Here is a 16,269-nt window from a genome sequence, read left to right as displayed (position 1 = left end):
CCCCCCCCCCCCCCCCCCCCCCCCCCCCCCCCCCCCCCCCCCCCCCCCCCCCCCCCGCCACTCGGTCACATCCGGCGGTCACCACGGAACTGGCCAACAAAGGAAAACCCTCCCACGGGCCTCCCTGACCCCACTTACAGTTCGGTGGACGAACGGGGAGGGGACCATGGCCAAGGGGGTCAAGGCCGCCGTCATAGGTGGCGTGTTCGCGGTGATGGTGGGTGGGGCCGGGTACGGCGCCTACAACATCATGTCGGCGTTGAACGGCGGCGGGGCGACGGGAGCCGGCGGGGCGTCGGTGCGGTCCGGGCCGCTGAGCGGGGACGAGGTCGAGGAGACCACGGCCAAGTTCTTCACGGCGTGGGAGAAGGGGGACACGGCGCGGGCGGCGTCGTACACCAACAATGACGCGGCCGCCCAGGCGGTGCTGAAGTCCTTCAGCGAGGACGCGCACATCACCGGCGTGCGGATCACGCCCGGGGACGGGAAGGGGGCCACGGTTCCCTTCAATGTGAGCGCGAAGGTGTCGTACGGCGGGAAGTCCAAGCCCCTGGCCTACCGGAGCGAGCTCAAGGTGGTGCGCGGGATCACCAGCGGGCGGGCCCTCGTCGACTGGCAACCGACCGTGATCCACCCGCAGTTGAAGAAGGACGACACGCTCGTCACCGATCAGGCGGCGAACCCGCCCATCGAGGCCCTCGACCGCGACGGCACCGTGCTGACGAAGGAGAAGTACCCCTCCCTCGGCCCGATCCTGGACACCCTGCGCGGCAGATACGGCGACAAGGCGGGCGGCAGGCCCGGCATCGAGCTGGCGATCCGGCACGCCGACGACTCGCCGGACACCTCGCTGCTCACCCTCACCAAGGGCAGGCCCGGCAAGCTGGAGACGACGCTCAGCGCGAGCGTGCAGGCGGCGGCCGAGAAGGCGGTCAAGAAGTACACCGACTCCTCGGTGGTGGCACTCCAGCCGAGCACCGGCGAGGTGCTGGCCGTGGCAAACCACCGCAACGACGCCTTCAACGCGGCCTTCGAGGGCAAGGTCGCCCCCGGCTCCACGATGAAGATCATCACCGCGGCGATGCTCATCGACAACGGCGTGACCACGATGAACGGCCCGGCGCCGTGTCCGAACACGGCCACGTGGCAGGGCCAGACCTTCAAGAACCTCAAGGGTCTGGAGCCCGACGAGAGCGCCGACGCCACGCTCGCCGCCGGCTTCATGCGCTCCTGCAACAGCGCCTTCATCAAGCTCGTCGACGAGGAGCCGCTCACGGACGCCTCCCTGAAGGACGAGGCCGAGCTGCGGTTCGGGCTGCGCGGGGGCAACTGGAAGACCGGCATCAGCTCCTTCGACGGCCGGGTCCCCGCCTCCACCGGCCCCGACCGCGCGGCCAACGCCATCGGCCAGGGCCAGGTCCAGATGAACCCGCTGACCATGGCGTCGGTCACGGCCACCGCGATGACCGGCGAGTTCCGGCAGCCGTATCTCATCTCGCCCCAGCTCGACGGCCGCCCGCTCGCCACCGCCGAGGGGCTGCGGGCGAGCACCGCCGCCCAGCTGAAGCAGATGATGCGGCTGACCGCGACCGCGCCCAAGGGCACCGCGGTGAACATCATGTCGGGGCTCGGCGGCGACATCGGTGCCAAGACCGGTTCCGCCGAGGTCGACGGCAAGGCCACCTCTGACAGCTGGTTCACGGGTTTTCGTGATGATGTGGCCGCCGCGGCGATGACCCAGCAGGGCGGCCACGGCGGCGACGCGGCCGGGCCGATTGTCGCAGCCGTGCTACGAGCGTCCGGCTGAACTTATCCCTCGCTGCGCGGGACTCTAGGGTGGGCGTCGTCGTTGGTATGCGTGAGGTCGGCGGGGCGGCGGGGGCCCCTGAATACGCGAGGGAACGAAAGCAGTGGGCAACAGAAGACGCGTCGCCGAGCGGCGGAGGACCAACCCCGCCGTGCTCGGCGGGATGATCGCCGTGGTCGTCGGTGGCGCCGGGTTCGGCGCCTACGCGCTGTTCGGCGGCGGTGCCGTCGCCGACAGCCGTACGCAGTCGACGTCGGCGAGCAGCGACGACAAGGCGAAGCCGGTCAAGACCGGCCCGCTGTCGGCCGAGGAGGTCACCTCCGCGGCCGAGGCATTCCTCACCGCCTGGCAGCAGGGCAAGGTGACCGAGGCGGCCGCCGCCACCGACGACACCGCCGCGGCCAAGGCCCTGCTGACCGGCTACGGCAAGGACGCCCACATCAGGGACGTCACCCTCACCAAGGGCACCCGCACCGGCGACAAGGTCCCCTTCTCCGTGAAGGGCACGGTGTCGTACGACGGCACCAGCAAGCCGCTCGCGTACGACAGTTCGCTGACGGTCGTCCGGCGCGCCGAGGACGGCAAGCCGCTGGTCGAGTGGCACTCCGCGGTCGTCCACCCCGATCTGGAGGACGGCGACACCCTGGTCACCGGCGAGTCCGGCACCCCGCCGGTCAAGGCGCTGGACCGGGACGGCGGCGAGCTGACGGAGAAGGAGTACGCCTCGCTGGGCTCGGTCCTGGACGGGCTGCGGGAGAAGTACGGCGACAAGGCCGGCGGCAAGGCGGGCATCGAGCTCCAGGTCATCCGGGGCAAGGAGTCCAAGAAGGCCGAGCTGTCCGACAAGACGCTGCTGGAGCTGAGCGAGGGCACGCCGGGCACGGTGAGGACGACGCTGAGCCCGGCGCTGCAGGCCGCCGCCGAGAAGCAGGTGTCCGCGAAGCCGAAGGCGTCGGTGGTCGTGATGCGTCCGTCGACCGGCGAGATCCTGGCCGTCGCCAACTCCTCGCACGGCTTCAACACGGCCTTCCAGGGCTCCCTCGCCCCCGGCTCCACGATGAAGGTCATCAGCTCCTCGCTGCTGATCGAGGAGGGCCTCGCGTCGGCGGACAAGCAGCACCCCTGCCCGAAGTACTTCACGTACGGGCACTGGAAGTTCCAGAACGACGACAAGTTCGAGATCAAGAACGGCACCTTCAAGGCGAGTTTCGCCCGTTCCTGCAACACGGCCTTCATCAGCCAGGCCGGCGAGCTGGACAACGACAGCCTGACCAAGGAGGCCCAGCAGGTCTTCGGCCTCTCCCTCAACAACTGGTCGGTCGGCGTCCCCACCTTCGACGGCTCGGTCCCGGTCCAGTCCCAGGCCCAGATGGCGGCCTCGCTCATCGGGCAGGGCGGGGTGCGGATGAACCCGCTGAACATGGCGTCGGTGTCGGCGACGATCAAGACGGGCACCTTCAAGCAGCCCTATCTGGTGTCCCCGACGGTCGACAACCGCACCCTCGCCACCGCGTCCCGCACCATGTCGGCGTCCGCGCTGTCACAGATGCGTGAGCTGATGGCCTACACGGCGGCCTACGGCACGGCGGCCGAGGCGATGTCCGGGGTCACCGGTGACGTCGGTGCGAAGACCGGCTCGGCGGAGGTCGACGGCCAGAAGAAGCCGAACGGCTGGTTCACCGCGTACCGGAACGACCTGGCCGCGGCGGGCGTGGTCCAGTCGGGCGGCCACGGCGGCGACACGGCGGGCCCGATCGTGGCGGCACTGCTGAAGATGGGGGCGTGAGACGGCGCGGCGGTGACCGGCGAGGACATCTTCTTCGTCATCACGTGGCCGGACGGCAAGAGGGGCCGCCAACGGGGCCGCCGAGGCGCGGCCCCCGAGCTGTCGGCTAGCGAGCCACGGGCTGAGTCGCCGCGAGGTAGGTGCGGCGCAGGAACCTCATCAGGGCCTTCGACTCGAACTGGACCACCGACACCCCCTGCGCGGAGTGGAACTCCACGACGGCCTGCACCCTCCCGCACGGCCAGACCCGTATCTCGCCGCTCTCTGCCGGAGCCCGCAGCCCCTGCTCCAGCAGGGAGCGCGAGAACGTCCACTCATGGGCCTCACGCCCGGGCAGCCGCACCCGCACCGAGCGGGGATCGGTGTCGGGGTCGTACCGCAGGACCACCGGTACGGCGTCCTGCTCCTCGGTCAGGATGTCCGCGTCCGTGACGATGTGGGCTTTCGCGTACTGCTCGACTACAGACATCGGACGGCCCCTTACCCTGCGTGACCTGTGCGGAAGCTGTGCCTTCGCTCCCCCTCCAATGTCGCATATCTTCCTGATTGCGCCCCCTTGGGCGGGCTTATATCGCATGTGCGATACACAAGCTCCTCGCTCTTGCAAGTGGTTCGCATTAAGCCACTATCATCGAACGGTGCACGTACCTGACGGATTCATAGACGCTCCCACCTCGGTCGCGACCGGCGTGGTCGCCGCTGCCGCGGTAGCCGTGAGCCTGCGCGGCGCGCGCCGTGAGCTCGACGAGCGGACCGCGCCGCTGGCCGGTCTGGTGGCCGCGTTCATCTTCGCGGTGCAGATGCTGAACTTCCCCGTGGCGGCCGGCACCAGCGGCCATCTGCTCGGCGGCGCACTCGCGGCGATCCTCGTCGGCCCGTACACGGGGGTGCTCTGCGTCTCCGTCGTCCTGCTCATGCAGGGCATCCTCTTCGCGGACGGCGGTCTGACCGCGCTCGGCGTGAACATCACCAACATGGCGATCGTCACCACGGTCGTCGCCTACGCCGTCTTCCGCGGCCTGGTGAAGGTGCTGCCCCGCAGCCGCAGGTCGGCGACCGTCGCCTCCTTCGTCGCCGCCCTGCTGTCCGTACCGGCAGCCGCGCTGGCCTTCACGCTGATGTACGCGGTCGGCGGCACCACCGATGTCTCCATCGGCAAGGTCGCCACGGCCATGGTCGGCGTGCACCTGCTGATCGGCATCGGTGAGGCCGCGATCACCGCGCTGACCGTCGGCGCCATCATCGCCGTACGCCCGGACCTGGTGCACGGCGCCCGCGATCTGCGTCAGCGCCTGCAACTGCGGGTCAACGGCGGGCTGGTGGACGTGCCCGCCGCCGAGCCGGCCGTCCCGGTCGCCGCCCGCTCCCCGCGCAAGGTGTGGGCCGTCGGCCTCGTCACCTCCCTCGTCCTCGCCGGGTTCGTCAGCTTCTACGCCTCCGCCAGCCCGGACGGCCTGGAGAAGGTCGCCGCCGACCACGGCATCGACAAGAAGGCCGAGGGCCACACGAACGCCGACTCCCCGCTCGCCGACTACGGCGTCAAGGACATCACCGACGCCCGACTCTCCGGCGGCCTCGCGGGCGTGATCGGCGTCGGCGTGACCGTGGTCGCGGGCAGCGCGGTGTTCTGGACGGTGCGCAGGCGCCGTACGGACAGCGTCTCGTCCACGAGCACCACCGCCGGCACGAGCGCCTGACATGGGCGCAGGGCACGCACACCGGCTCTACCGGCACGGGCACTCGCCCGTGCACGCCCTGCCTCCGCACACCAAGCTCGCGGCGGTCTTCGCGTTCGTGGTGGTCGTGGTGTCGACGCCGCGGGAGGCGATGTGGGCGTTCGGCCTGTACGCCGTGCTGCTCGGGCTCGTCGCGTACGCGGCCCGGGTGCCCGCCGGGTTCCTGCTGAAGCGCCTGCTGATCGAGGTGCCGTTCGTCGCGTTCGCGGTGCTGATGCCGTTCGTGGCGGAGGGCGAGCGGGTCGAGGTGCTGGGCATGTCGCTGAGCGTCGGCGGACTGTGGGGCGCCTGGAACGTCCTGGCCAAGGGCACCCTGGGCGTCGCCGCCTCGGTCCTGCTGGCCGCCACGACCGAGCTGCGCGAACTGCTCCTCGGCCTCCAGCGGTTGAAGCTGCCGCCGCTGCTCGTACAGATCGCGTCGTTCATGATCCGGTACGGCGATGTCATCACCGACGAGATGCGGCGGATGCGCATCGCCCGCGAGTCGCGTGGCTTCGAGGCGAAGGGCGTACGCCACTGGAGTGTGCTCGCGAAGTCGGCGGGCGCGCTGTTCATCCGGTCCTACGAGCGCGGCGAGCGTGTGCATCTGGCCATGGTCAGCCGCGGCTACACCGGTTCCATGCCGGTGATCGACGAGGTGACCGCGTCCCGGGCGCAGTGGTCGTACGCCCTCGCGCTCCCCTTCGCCGCCCTCGTCGTCTGTCTGCTGGGATGGTCGCTGTGACGGAACCGAACCTCTCCCTGGAAGTGGCCGGCCTGGCCTTCGCCTACCCCGACGGCCACCAGGCCCTGTTCGGCGTGGACTTCTCCATCGCGCGCGGCGAGCGGGTCGCGCTGCTCGGGCCGAACGGCGCCGGCAAGACGACCCTCGTGCTGCACCTCAACGGCATCCTGACCGGCGGCACGGGCACCGTGAAGGTCGCCGGGCTGCCCGTCGGCAAGCAGCACATGGCGGAGATCCGGCGCCGGGTCGGGATCGTGTTCCAGGACCCGGACGACCAGCTGTTCATGCCGACGGTCCGGGAGGACGTGGCGTTCGGGCCTGCGGCGGCCGGGCTGAAGGGGCCGGAGCTGGAGGAGCGGGTCGACCGCGCGCTGGAGCGGGTCGGCATGGCGGAGTTCAAGGACCGTCCGCCGCACCACCTCTCCTTCGGCCAGCGGCGCCGGGTGGCCGTGGCGACGGTGCTCGCGATGGAGCCGGAGATCCTCGTCCTGGACGAGCCGTCCTCCAACCTGGACCCGGCCTCCCGCCGTGAACTGGCCGACATCCTGCGCTCGTTGGACGTCACCGTGTTCATGGTCACGCACGACCTGCCGTACGCCCTTGAGCTGTGCCCGCGTTCGCTCGTCCTCAGCGAGGGCGTGATCGCGGCGGACGGCAGGACCGGCGAGCTGCTCGCGGACGACGCGCTGATGAGCGCGCATCGGCTGGAGCTGCCGTTCGGCTTCGATCCGCGGTCCGTGACAATGGGCGCGTGACGCATCAAGAGGACGCGGGCTCGCTGCTCCTGGACGACCAGCTCTGTTTCGCGCTGTACGCCGCCCAGCGCGCCGTGACGGCCGCCTACCGCCCGCTCCTCGACGAACTCGGCCTGACGTACCCGCAGTACCTGGTCCTGCTGGTCCTGTGGGAGCGCGGCGAGACGACCGTCAAGGAGCTGGCCGCCGCGCTGCGGCTCGACTACGGCACGGTGTCGCCGTTGCTGAAGCGGATGGAGTCGGCGGGGCTGGTCCGCCGGGAGCGCGCCGCGCGGGACGAGCGCTCGGTGCTGGTCGCGTGTACGGGGCGGGCGGAAGAACTGAGGGAGCGTGCGGCGCACGTACCCGGCAGGCTGCTCGCGGCCACGGGGCTCGGCGGTGCGGAGGTCGCCCGGCTGCGTGCGGAGCTGTGGCAGTTGGCCGAGAAGGCGCAGGGCAGGGCGGACCACGACCGCTGATCTCGCATTACCCACAGTTACTACCCCCGGGTAACAGCGGCCTCGTCACCGGCAAGTACCTTGTGCACGATGTAATTGTGTGCGCCCACGCGGCGGAGCCGCACATTGATACAGCCTGGGGGAGGGCCCACCATGACCGACGACGGCATCGCACTCGACACCCGTCCGACGAAGATCATGTACGTCGCCGAGGCCACCGCGCACGGCGGCCGGGACGGCTATGTCACCAGCCTGGACGGCCAGATCGACCTCAAGGTCGCGATGCCGCCGGAGCTGGGCGGCGACGGCCACGGCACCAACCCCGAGCAGCTCTTCGCGGCCGGCTACAGCTCCTGCTTCCACAATGCGCTGATCCTGGTCGGCAACCGCGAGGGCTACGACCTCACCGGATCCACGGTCGCCGCCAAGGTCGGCATCGGCCCCAACAAGCACCGCGGCTACGGCCTCGCGGTCGCCCTCAGCGTCTCCCTGCCGGTCCTGGACGCGGACCTCGCGGCCAAGCTGGTGGACGCCGCGCATGAGATCTGCCCGTACTCCAACGCGACCCGCGGGAACATCGACGTCACGATCCTGCTCGGCTAGCGAGACGTCGGCCACACAACGGAATCCAAGGCCGCACCCCCGTGTTGGGATGGCTGTCGAAGGCGTACGAGACGCGCGAGACGGTCGCAGAGGGAGCACGGCGTGGACGTGAACGGCACAGTGGCCGAGGGCTTCGAGCCGGTCAGGGAGGCGTTCGCGCGGAACTTCGACGCGCTCGGGGAGCGGGGCGCCGCCGTCGCCGTCTATCGCGACGGGCGCAAGGTCGTCGACCTGTGGGCCGGGACGAAGGACGTCGACGGCACGGAGCCGTGGCAGCACGGCACCGCGCAGGTCGTGCGCTCGGCGACCAAGGGCGTCGCCGCCGCCGTACCGCTCATCCTGCGGCAGCGTGGGGAGCTGGACCTGGACGCGCCGGTCGGCGAGTACTGGCCGGAGTTCAAGGCGCACGGCAAGGAACGGCTGCTGGTCCGGCACGTGCTGAACCATCGCGCCGGGCTGCCGGTGCTCGACCGCCCGCTCACGCCCGAGGAGGCGCTGGACCCGCACCGCGGTCCGGCGGCGGTGGCCGCGCAGGCGCCCGCGTGGGATCCCGGCACCGACCACGGCTATCACGCGCTGACGTACGGCTGGATGCTCGACGAGCTCGTGCGGCGGGTGACCGGACGCTGGGCCGGCGAGTGGCTCGCGGCGGAGGTCACCGGGCCGCTCGGTGCCGACCTGTGGCTGGGGCTGCCCGAGTCGGAGGCCGGCCGGGTGGGCCGTACCGGACGGGTCGAGGGGCCCGAGCCGGCGGGGGCGCTGCGGGCACGTCCGAAGCGTTCGGTCACCGAGGCCTACGAGGACCCGGACTCCCTCACCCGGCGGGCGTTCGCCGCCATCACCCCCTTCCCCGACCAGAACGACCCGGCCTACCGCGCCGCCGCCCTCCCCGCGACGAACGGCATCGCGACGGCCGACGGTCTGGCCCGCGTCTACGCGGCGCTGATCGGCGAGGTCGACGGTGTACGGCTCCTCGACCCGGCGACGGTCGAACTGGCCCGCGCCGAGGAGTCGTCGGGCCCCGACCGTGTCCTGGTCGTGGGCACCCGCTTCGGCCTCGGCTACATGCTCCACGGCACCGCGTCGCCGCTGCTGGGCCCCGGCTCCTTCGGCCACCCCGGGCGCGGCGGCGCCCTCGGCTTCGCCGACCCGGAGACGGGAATCGCGTTCGGCTATGTGACGAACGGCTTCCGCAAGACGGTGACGGCGGATCCGAGGGCGCAGGCGTTGGTACGGGCGGTGCGGGCGGCGGTGGCGTAGCGCCCGGCCGGGTGGCGCGGGTGGCGCGCGGTTTCAGACGTGGATCGGGTGCGAGGTGCGCCCGGACGCCGAGTCGATCTCGCCGTGCGCCTTGGTGAGCATCTGCATCGCCAGTTCGTTCAGCGCCCTGGCGGCGGCGATCTCCTCACCGACACGTGGCTGATTCGCGTCCGTGTGGTGCCGTGTCGCGTGCCCGTGGGCCCGTACCTCGGTGCCGTCGGGGAGACGCACCAGCGCGACCGCCCTGGTGTGGGTCTCGTCCTCCTGGAACTCCATCTCGACATGCCATCCCACTGTGGTCTGCATCATGACGATCACCTCCGGAAGCTCTGCTTCCAGGGTGCGCCTCGGAGGGCGCCGCAGACCAGCCGGAGGAACAAAGACCCCAACTAGGGATCAGTGAGACTGGGCACACTCCCTTCGGTGACCGCCTTCGCCCTGCTTCCATGGAGATGTCGCGTTCCACGGAGATGTCGCGCACCGGACCTGGCCCCGCCGCCACCGTCACCTCCCCCGTTCACCGCACTGGGCCATATCGAGGACATGCGCTGCTGCTTCTCCGCTCACCTCCCCGCACTCGCGGCACTGTCGGCCTTCCCCGGCCCCTGCGAGGTGCTGCGCTCCGGTGCCCGCCTCGCCCCCGCCCTGCTGCGCTCGGCCTCCGTCGCCGTCCAGCGGGCCCGCACGCATCACCCCGACGACCTGACCGCCGTCAATCTGGAGCTGGTCACCCTCACCGAGGACAGCGCCGTCATCACCTGGTACACCGGCATCCCCGGCACCGACGACGGCCTGGGCCACCCCCTCCCCGCGATCACCGAAGGCGAGGTCTTCTACGGCACCCACCCGTCCCGGCTCAACCGCGTCGCCTCCGAGGGCCGGCCCACCGCCCACCACCAGGTCGAACTGACCGGCCTGGAGCCGGGGCAGACGTACTACTACCAGGCCCGTTCCCGGGGCATGGCCGCCACACCGACCCCGCTGCACCTGGTGCGCGGCAACGCCGTGGGCACCTCGACGTTCGGGTTCGGTTCGAAGGGCGGGCCGTACTCCTTCACCACCCCGCAGCCCCCGCCCGGCCGGCACCTGCTGTCGGTCGCGCTCTGCAACGACCTGCACCTCGGCGAGACCACCGCGGGCCTGATCGGCGGTCTGCCCCTGCCGCGCGGCGTGGTGCAGCAGCCGGGCCGCGCCCCCTATCCGGAGCTGATGAGCCGGGCCCTGGTCGAGGAGGCCCGGCGGCGCGGGGCGGACGTCCTGCTGGCCGGGGGCGACATCTCGGCGGGCGGAGGAGCGCACGACCTGCGCGAGGCCCGGCGAATCCTGGACGGGTTCGGCACCCATGGGCAGGACTACTTCGTCGTACGCGGCAATCACGACCGCTCCCGCAGCGACGGCTCGGGGGACCACGCCTTCCGCACCGCCTTCCCGGCCGGGGGCGGCGGGCCGGGCTACTTCGCCCATGACCTCGGCGGGCTGCGGATCATGGGCCTCGACACCTACGACAAGTCCGGCAACGGCGCGGACGCGGGCGGGCTCGGACCCGAGCAACTGTCATGGTTCCGGAGTCGGTTGAGCGAGGCGCCGGACCAGCCGACACTGGTCTTCGGCCACCATCCGCTGACCGTGCGGGACTCCGTGTTCCCGGTGACGCGCGGCCACTGCCTGGAGCGCCGCCAGGCCCGTGCCGTCGTCGACGCCTACGCGTCCGCGCCCGGCGTCTTCCTCCACCACGCGGGCCACACGCACCGCAACAAGCGCACGGTGCTGGTGCGCGCCCCGCACGTCGCCCAGCAGGAGGTGGCCGCCGCCAAGGAGTACCCGGGCGGTTTCACCCTGCTGCGCATCCACTCCGGCGGCTACGCCCTCAACCACTACAAGGCCGGTGATCCGGCGGCCCGGCAGTGGAGCGAGCGCAGCCGACGGGTCGCCGCCGGTCTGTGGCCGCACCACGCCCTGGGCCGTTCGGTCACCGACCGCAACAGCGTCACGGCGCACGACCTGTCCGGCGTCACCCGGCTGTCACTCGGTGCACAGAGCGCGCGACAGTGAGTGTCCGTAGCATCGGAGCATGGCGACCCTCTGGGACCTCATGCAGGACTGCATCCCCGACGACCACGCCCGTCAGGTCACCTCGCGGTACTACGTCGACGAGGTGATGGGCGCCCGTGGCGCCCCCGGGCTGGTCGTCGACCTGGGCTGCGGCCGCGGCACCTCGGCCCGGCTGTTCCGCAGGCACGACCCGCGGGTGCGCTGGGTCGGGGTCGACATCCGGGACTCACCCGAGGCCGGCCAACGCACCCCGGGCGGTGACCCGGTGGTGCACTACGACGGCGTCCACCTCCCCCTCGGCTCGGACTCGCTCCCGCTGGTCTACTCGCACCAGGTCTTCGAACACGTCGCCCGGCCACGCGAACTGCTGGCGGAGATCGCCCGGGTGCTGAAGCCCGGCGGCCGTTTCATCGGGTCGACGTCCCAGTTCGAGCCGTACCACTCCTTCAGCCTGTGGAACTACACGCCGTACGGCTTCCGGGTCCTGGTCGAGGAGGCGGGGCTCGCCCTGGAGGAGATCCGGCCCTCGCTCGACGGCGTCGCCCTGATCATGCGCAGCTATCTCGGCCGCCCGCCCGAGTACAGCCGCTACTGGGACGAGCAGTCCCCGCTGAACACCGAGATCGACCAGTGGGCGACCCGGAACGGCCGCCGCCGGACGGCCCTGGTGAACCTGCGCAAGCTGACGTACTGCGGCCAGTTCGCGTTCCGGGTGGCCAAGCCGGCGCTCCCCTGACGTCTGGCGTTTGCCCCCTGGCGTTCGAAAACCGGTGGAACGGCCGCGCTGTGCGCCATTAGCGTGCTGCCGACCCGAGTCGTCCAGGCAAGGACGTGCCGTTGTACACCGTGTGAGACCTCCCGAGAGCTGATCTGTCGCGCGTCGCGCATCCGCGCCGCGCTGCTTCCTGCTGCGGACTTCTCACTGAAACCGGTGTACTTCTGTGCTCAATGACTGGGTGGTCATGCCCACCTGCCTGCCGGCCGTCCTCCGCCGTTGCCACGCGTGCGCGTCGGAGCGTTTCCGGGCCAACGGCAAGTTCCGTGTCAACGCCAACCACAAGCTCCTCGACGCCTGGCTCCTCGCGCTCTGTGCCGTTTGCGGGGACACGGCGAAGCTCACGGTTCTGGAGCGGATGAACGTGCGCTCCGTACGGCCCGAGCTGCTGGACCGGATGCACGCCAACGACCCTGCCCTGGCAGCCGAGTTGCTCCAGGATCCGGTCGTGCGGCGGCGTAATCGGATCGCCCTCGACTGGGACGGCGCCTGGCGCCTCGACACCGGCGGGTCGGATCACCTGGACCGCGAGGTGATCGACGTGTCGGTCCGCTTCGCGGCGCGGATCCCGGTCCGGCCGGTGCGGCTGATAGCCGACGGCTGCGGTCTCTCGCGGGCCGAGGCCGGGAGGCTGATCTCGGAGGGCAGGCTCGTCTCGGCGGTCCGGCTGAGCGGCAGGCTGTCCGGCGACTTCACCTTCACGCTGAAGCGTTGAAGTGCTGAAGTGCTGAGGGCTGAGGGCTGAGCCGCCGCGGTCAGCCCTCAGCCCTCAGCCCTCATGAGCAGGGGCCTATTGGCCACGGGACCTAGAACAACGCCTCAAGCCCGCCGACCAGCGGCAGCGGGGCGATCGCCAGGACCAGCGCCGCGAAGGCCAGCCCCGGCCGGATGTCCCGCTTGCCCAGGTGGCCCGCCACCGCGGCGACGGGCGGCAGGACGCAGAACACCAGGAAGCTCCAGTGCCAGCCCTCCTCCTTGGCGAAGAAGAACATGAGGGCCAGGTATGCGGGGAGGGCTGCCGCGGACATCATCCGGGCGCGGGAGAGGAACATCTCCAGGTTCTCGCCCGAGGAGGGGAAGGACATCTCAGGCGACCACTCGGTTGTCGTAGCCGGCGGAGCTGGCCTCGGGGAAACCGTCGGCCGACGAGAAGCCGTTGACCGCCGCGGACAGCACCGCCCCGAGCGTGGTGATGGCCATCATGGTCGCGTCGAACGCCTTCACAAGAGCGGCGAACCTGTCGATGATCATGACGGCCTGGGCCGCCGCCAGGGCGAACATCGCGGCGGACGCCACCTGCCCGCCGACCGGGATGGCGTTGACCGCCGTGGCCGCGGCCATGTTGGCCATCCAGATGATCGCCATGTCGGCGATGAAGACGACTCCGGACTTCAGGAGTTCGGCCAGCTGGAAGACCTCCTGTGCCGCCGCGTGGTAGCACTGCCTCAGGGACTCGAAGGTGTCCTTGAAGTCGGCGAGTTTCTTGCTGAACTCGTCGAAGTAGACCTTCGCGGCGTCATAGGCATTGCCCTGCCAGGTCACACCGACATTCGTGGTGCCCTTTTTCAGGTTCGCGGCCACCGCGTCGCAGAACGAGCCGAGGTTCGACCAGACTTCGGCGCAGTCCTTGTACTTGGTCCAGTCACCCAGAACCCAGTTGTTGATCTCGCCGAAGATGTCGTAGCCGCAGAGCAGTTTCACCGCCTCGACGGCCACGGTCGACGGGCTGCCCAGGTCCAGGACGGTGCCGAGGGTCTTCTGGACCGGGTTCATCACGTATTCGTCGGCATGCCCCTGGCCGTACGCGATCAGAGGGTTGTCGCTGTCCCCGTCCGGCTTCTTCAGGGTGGCCGACGCGTCCTGCGCATCGGCGAAGTCACTCCCGCTGCCGCCCCCGGAGGGTGCGCCCCCGCCGCCCTTGGAGCCCGGGTAGGTGGCGTCCATCTTCGAGGCGGTCTCGGTGTCCGTCTCCCGGTAGTACTTGGCCGACTTGGACAGTTCCGACTGCGAGGAATTGAGGACGCTCTGCGCCTTCCTCAGAGCCTTCTTCGCGGATTCCACGTACTCGTCGTGGCTTCCCGCGACCATGTCCCAGAGGGCTCCTCCGACCGCCTTGTCGATCTGCGTGTTGTTGCTCGCGTAGTCGACGGCCTTCGTGGCGCCGTCGGCACCACGCGACACAAGCGAGGCGAACCCCTGGATCGCGTCCGGCTCTACTTCAAATCCCACAGTCGGCTCCTGCCCCCGTCAGTACAGTGACCAGCCCCGGCCCTCGTGCCGGGACTTGTGGCCGGCGCCCTTTTCGGGCGCCGCGCGTCGTTCCTCGTCGATCTGCTCCTGCTCGGCCGCGATCGCCCGCCTGCCCTCTGCGGCCAGTTCCTCGCGCTCGGCCTCGGAGAGCGAGACCCACTTCTCCGTCATGGGGGCTGCCTGCTCGATCAGCTGGTCGGCGTACGCGGACACGTTCATCGCGTCCCGTAGACCGGACCGCCCGGAGAGGACCTCCTGTGCCATCTCCTTCAGAGCGTCGCCGCCGTGCCCCGCGGCGAGGGTCTCCAGGGACTTGCGCAGCAGCCTCGCCTGCGCCGGGTCGCCCTGGGACATCTCCAGGAGTTCGGAGTCGTCGAACCGCTTTCCCGAATCCGGCTCCTCGGCCACATGTCCTCCCTCAGACAGATCACAGATGCCGACCATTTTGAATCTACGGTGCCTGGCGCAACACCTTCGATGCACAGGAATCACAGATCCGTCACAGGCCCCGCGCGTGACGGAAACGCGGCTCCGAACAATACGGCAGACCCAAATTGACCAATAATGCCCGACTTTGGAGGCCTAACCCGCGTGCAGCATCATCCCGATGCCCAGCACCAGCAGTGCCGCCGCCGCGATCCGGGACGCCCCGAAGCGCTCCTTGAAGAAGACGGCCCCGATGGCGGCCCCCACGATGATCGAGGACTCCCGCAGCGCGGCGATCGGCGCCAGCTCCGCCTTGGTCTGTGCCCACAGGACCAGCGCGTACGCGGCGACGGACAGCGCGGCGCCGAGCAGACCGACGGCGGCGAACGGGCGCAGGGTGGCGACGGTCCGGCCGCGCAGGCGCCAGATCGTGTACGCCGGGATGACCAGCCCCTCCAGCGCCATCAGCCAGGCGATGTAGCCGAGGGACGACCCCGAGGCCCGAACGCCGAGCCCGTCGAGGACGGTGTACGCCGCGATGCTCAGCCCGGTCGCCAACGCCGCGCCGATCGCCGCCCAGTTGGGCCGGCGCCCGCGCAGCCCCCACAGGGCGACGCCGGTGAGTCCCGCGCAGGAGACGGCGATCCCGGCGGCCGCCCATCCGTCCGGCACCTCATGGGCGACGAGGGCGGCGAGCACGGCGACGACGAGCGGCGCGGTGCCGCGTGCGATGGGGTAGGCCTGCCCGAAGTCGCCCAGCCGGAAGGACTTCATCAGCAGCGCGAAGTAGACGATGTGAACCAGGGCCGAGGCCAGCAGATACGGCCACGCCTCCGCCGCCGGGAACGCCCCGAACGGCATGAGCGCCAGCCCGATCAGCACCCCGCCGCCCGAAATGAGCGTGAACCCGACCAGCTTGTCGGTGATCTTGTGCGCGATGGCGTTCCAACTGGCGTGCGTGACGGCCGCCAGCAGGACGGCCGCGGTGACGAGCGGGGTCACGAAGTCGGCGTCTGCGTCTGCTCGCGCACGTCCACGAGGGTGGCGCCGGCGTGGACGACGAGGTCCTCGGGCGCCATGGGGAAGACGGCGTGCGGGTTGCCCGCGGCGGCCCACACGACCTCGTGCTCCAGCAGCGACCGGTCCGCGAGCACCCGGGTCTTCGTACGGTGCCCGAAGGGCGGCACGCCGCCGATGGCGTACCCGGTGGCCTCCCGTACGACGTCGGCCTTGGCCCGCGTGACCTTCTGGACGCCGAGTTCCCTACGGACCAGCTCCAGGTCGACCCGCGAGGCCCCGTCCATCAGGACGAGCACCGGCTCCCCGTCCGCCGCGAAGATCAGCGACTTGCAGATCTGGCTGAGCTCGCACCCGATCGCCGCGGCCGCCTCACCGGCGGTGCGGGTCGCGTCCGGGAAGCGGCGGATCCGAGCGTGCAGTCCGCCGAGCCCCAGCTCTTCGAGGGCGGCGGCGAAACGGGGGTGGGCGGCTGTCGTCATGGGGGCACGGTAGTGGTGCGTGCATGGGCCATGCGACCGAATACCCACTCAGGGCGAACGAGGTCGGTGAAGAGGCCGAGGTGGACGTTCCGCGACCGCGGGCCACACCGGAGCCGGCCCCGGAACGGATGCGTGTCCACCTCCCGCCGAGCACCACAC

Annotated in this window: 18 protein-coding genes; 11 read left to right on the top strand and 7 right to left on the bottom strand. The window is 70.6% G+C overall.

The window, feature by feature from the left end:
• Positions 1 to 166 precede the first annotated feature (166 nt).
• The gene (locus POF73_RS39720) at positions 167 to 1,807 is read left to right on the top strand and encodes a penicillin-binding transpeptidase domain-containing protein (RefSeq protein WP_272124244.1); all 1,641 of its coding nucleotides are present in this window, start codon (positions 167 to 169) and stop codon (positions 1,805 to 1,807) included.
• A 103-nt stretch (positions 1,808 to 1,910) separates the two neighbouring features.
• Positions 1,911 to 3,593 (top strand): penicillin-binding transpeptidase domain-containing protein, encoded by a 1,683-nt coding sequence (locus tag POF73_RS39715; protein ID WP_272124243.1) that lies wholly within the window; start codon positions 1,911 to 1,913, stop codon positions 3,591 to 3,593.
• Between the two features lie 106 nt (positions 3,594 to 3,699).
• On the opposite strand, the gene POF73_RS39710 is transcribed toward POF73_RS39715, so the two are convergent.
• Positions 3,700 to 4,062 carry an SsgA family sporulation/cell division regulator gene (locus POF73_RS39710; protein ID WP_272124242.1) on the bottom strand — a complete coding sequence of 121 codons (363 nt, stop codon included), beginning with the start codon at positions 4,060 to 4,062 and terminating at the stop codon, positions 3,700 to 3,702.
• A gap of 169 nt (positions 4,063 to 4,231) precedes the next feature.
• Between POF73_RS39710 and POF73_RS39705 the strand changes: the two genes are divergently transcribed.
• From POF73_RS39705 to POF73_RS39680, 6 genes are all read left to right on the top strand, one after another.
• Positions 4,232 to 5,290, top strand: a complete 1,059-nt coding sequence (locus POF73_RS39705; RefSeq protein WP_272124240.1) for an energy-coupling factor ABC transporter permease — start codon at positions 4,232 to 4,234, stop codon at positions 5,288 to 5,290.
• 1 nt (position 5,291) lies between these two features.
• Entirely contained in the window at positions 5,292 to 6,053 is a 762-nt protein-coding gene (gene cbiQ, locus POF73_RS39700; RefSeq protein ID WP_272124239.1) for a cobalt ECF transporter T component CbiQ, read from the top strand.
• Positions 6,041 to 6,808 carry an energy-coupling factor ABC transporter ATP-binding protein gene (locus POF73_RS39695; protein WP_272124238.1) on the top strand — a complete coding sequence of 256 codons (768 nt, stop codon included), beginning with the start codon at positions 6,041 to 6,043 and terminating at the stop codon, positions 6,806 to 6,808. The genes cbiQ and POF73_RS39695 overlap by 13 nt, the downstream gene beginning before the upstream one ends.
• Positions 6,805 to 7,266 (top strand): MarR family winged helix-turn-helix transcriptional regulator, encoded by a 462-nt coding sequence (locus POF73_RS39690; protein WP_272124237.1) that lies wholly within the window; start codon positions 6,805 to 6,807, stop codon positions 7,264 to 7,266. The genes POF73_RS39695 and POF73_RS39690 overlap by 4 nt, the downstream gene beginning before the upstream one ends.
• A 132-nt stretch (positions 7,267 to 7,398) precedes the next feature.
• Positions 7,399 to 7,848 carry an organic hydroperoxide resistance protein gene (locus tag POF73_RS39685; protein ID WP_272124236.1) on the top strand — a complete coding sequence of 150 codons (450 nt, stop codon included), beginning with the start codon at positions 7,399 to 7,401 and terminating at the stop codon, positions 7,846 to 7,848.
• Positions 7,849 to 7,950: 102 nt separating this feature from the next.
• Entirely contained in the window at positions 7,951 to 9,108 is a 1,158-nt protein-coding gene (locus POF73_RS39680) for a serine hydrolase domain-containing protein (RefSeq protein WP_272124235.1), read from the top strand.
• 33 nt (positions 9,109 to 9,141) lie between these two features.
• On the opposite strand, the gene POF73_RS39675 is transcribed toward POF73_RS39680, so the two are convergent.
• Positions 9,142 to 9,417, bottom strand: coding sequence for a DUF1876 domain-containing protein (locus POF73_RS39675; RefSeq protein WP_272124234.1), 276 nt, complete (start codon positions 9,415 to 9,417; stop codon positions 9,142 to 9,144).
• A 234-nt stretch (positions 9,418 to 9,651) separates the two neighbouring features.
• Between POF73_RS39675 and POF73_RS39670 the strand changes: the two genes are divergently transcribed.
• From POF73_RS39670 to POF73_RS39660, 3 genes are all read left to right on the top strand, one after another.
• Complete coding sequence (locus POF73_RS39670) at positions 9,652 to 11,160, top strand: purple acid phosphatase family protein (protein WP_272124233.1); 1,509 nt, start codon at positions 9,652 to 9,654, stop codon at positions 11,158 to 11,160.
• A 19-nt stretch (positions 11,161 to 11,179) separates the two neighbouring features.
• Entirely contained in the window at positions 11,180 to 11,896 is a 717-nt protein-coding gene (locus POF73_RS39665; protein WP_272124232.1) for a class I SAM-dependent methyltransferase, read from the top strand.
• 226 nt (positions 11,897 to 12,122) lie between these two features.
• The gene (locus tag POF73_RS39660; protein WP_272124231.1) at positions 12,123 to 12,650 is read left to right on the top strand and encodes a DUF1062 domain-containing protein; all 528 of its coding nucleotides are present in this window, start codon (positions 12,123 to 12,125) and stop codon (positions 12,648 to 12,650) included.
• A gap of 91 nt (positions 12,651 to 12,741) precedes the next feature.
• On the opposite strand, the gene POF73_RS39655 is transcribed toward POF73_RS39660, so the two are convergent.
• From POF73_RS39655 to POF73_RS39635, 5 genes are all read right to left on the bottom strand, one after another.
• Entirely contained in the window at positions 12,742 to 13,020 is a 279-nt protein-coding gene (locus POF73_RS39655) for a hypothetical protein (protein WP_272124230.1), read from the bottom strand.
• Between the two features lies 1 nt (position 13,021).
• Complete coding sequence (locus tag POF73_RS39650) at positions 13,022 to 14,164, bottom strand: type VII secretion target (RefSeq protein WP_272124229.1); 1,143 nt, start codon at positions 14,162 to 14,164, stop codon at positions 13,022 to 13,024.
• Positions 14,165 to 14,182: 18 nt separating this feature from the next.
• Positions 14,183 to 14,593 carry a hypothetical protein gene (locus POF73_RS39645; protein WP_272124228.1) on the bottom strand — a complete coding sequence of 137 codons (411 nt, stop codon included), beginning with the start codon at positions 14,591 to 14,593 and terminating at the stop codon, positions 14,183 to 14,185.
• A gap of 174 nt (positions 14,594 to 14,767) precedes the next feature.
• Entirely contained in the window at positions 14,768 to 15,613 is an 846-nt protein-coding gene (locus POF73_RS39640; RefSeq protein WP_272124227.1) for a DMT family transporter, read from the bottom strand.
• A complete protein-coding gene (locus tag POF73_RS39635; RefSeq protein ID WP_272124226.1) occupies positions 15,610 to 16,110 on the bottom strand; it encodes a YbaK/EbsC family protein in 501 nt (166 codons plus the stop codon). Before POF73_RS39635 ends, POF73_RS39640 begins: the two co-directional genes overlap by 4 nt.
• Positions 16,111 to 16,269 lie beyond the last annotated feature (159 nt).

It is taken from the genome of Streptomyces sp. HD (genome assembly GCF_028369295.1).
Classification (GTDB): Bacteria; Actinomycetota; Actinomycetes; order Streptomycetales; family Streptomycetaceae; genus Streptomyces.
Note: the sequence above shows the minus strand (reverse complement) of the source record. Positions and strands in the feature narration are given on the sequence as shown.

Excerpts from the sequence above, each read along its gene's own strand:
- POF73_RS39685 (WP_272124236.1), top strand. The coding sequence starts at position 7,399 with ATGACCGACGACGGCATCGCACTCGACACCCGTCCGACGAAGATCATG.
- POF73_RS39695 (WP_272124238.1), top strand. The coding sequence starts at position 6,041 with ATGGTCGCTGTGACGGAACCGAACCTCTCCCTGGAAGTGGCCGGCCTG.
- POF73_RS39665 (WP_272124232.1), top strand. The coding sequence starts at position 11,180 with ATGGCGACCCTCTGGGACCTCATGCAGGACTGCATCCCCGACGACCAC.
- POF73_RS39675 (WP_272124234.1), bottom strand. The coding sequence starts at position 9,417 with ATGATGCAGACCACAGTGGGATGGCATGTCGAGATGGAGTTCCAGGAG.
- POF73_RS39710 (WP_272124242.1), bottom strand. The coding sequence starts at position 4,062 with ATGTCTGTAGTCGAGCAGTACGCGAAAGCCCACATCGTCACGGACGCG.
- POF73_RS39635 (WP_272124226.1), bottom strand. The coding sequence starts at position 16,110 with ATGACGACAGCCGCCCACCCCCGTTTCGCCGCCGCCCTCGAAGAGCTG.
- cbiQ (WP_272124239.1), top strand. The coding sequence starts at position 5,292 with ATGGGCGCAGGGCACGCACACCGGCTCTACCGGCACGGGCACTCGCCC.
- POF73_RS39655 (WP_272124230.1), bottom strand. The coding sequence starts at position 13,020 with ATGTCCTTCCCCTCCTCGGGCGAGAACCTGGAGATGTTCCTCTCCCGC.
- POF73_RS39720 (WP_272124244.1), top strand. The coding sequence starts at position 167 with ATGGCCAAGGGGGTCAAGGCCGCCGTCATAGGTGGCGTGTTCGCGGTG.
- POF73_RS39670 (WP_272124233.1), top strand. The coding sequence starts at position 9,652 with ATGCGCTGCTGCTTCTCCGCTCACCTCCCCGCACTCGCGGCACTGTCG.
- POF73_RS39660 (WP_272124231.1), top strand. The coding sequence starts at position 12,123 with ATGCCCACCTGCCTGCCGGCCGTCCTCCGCCGTTGCCACGCGTGCGCG.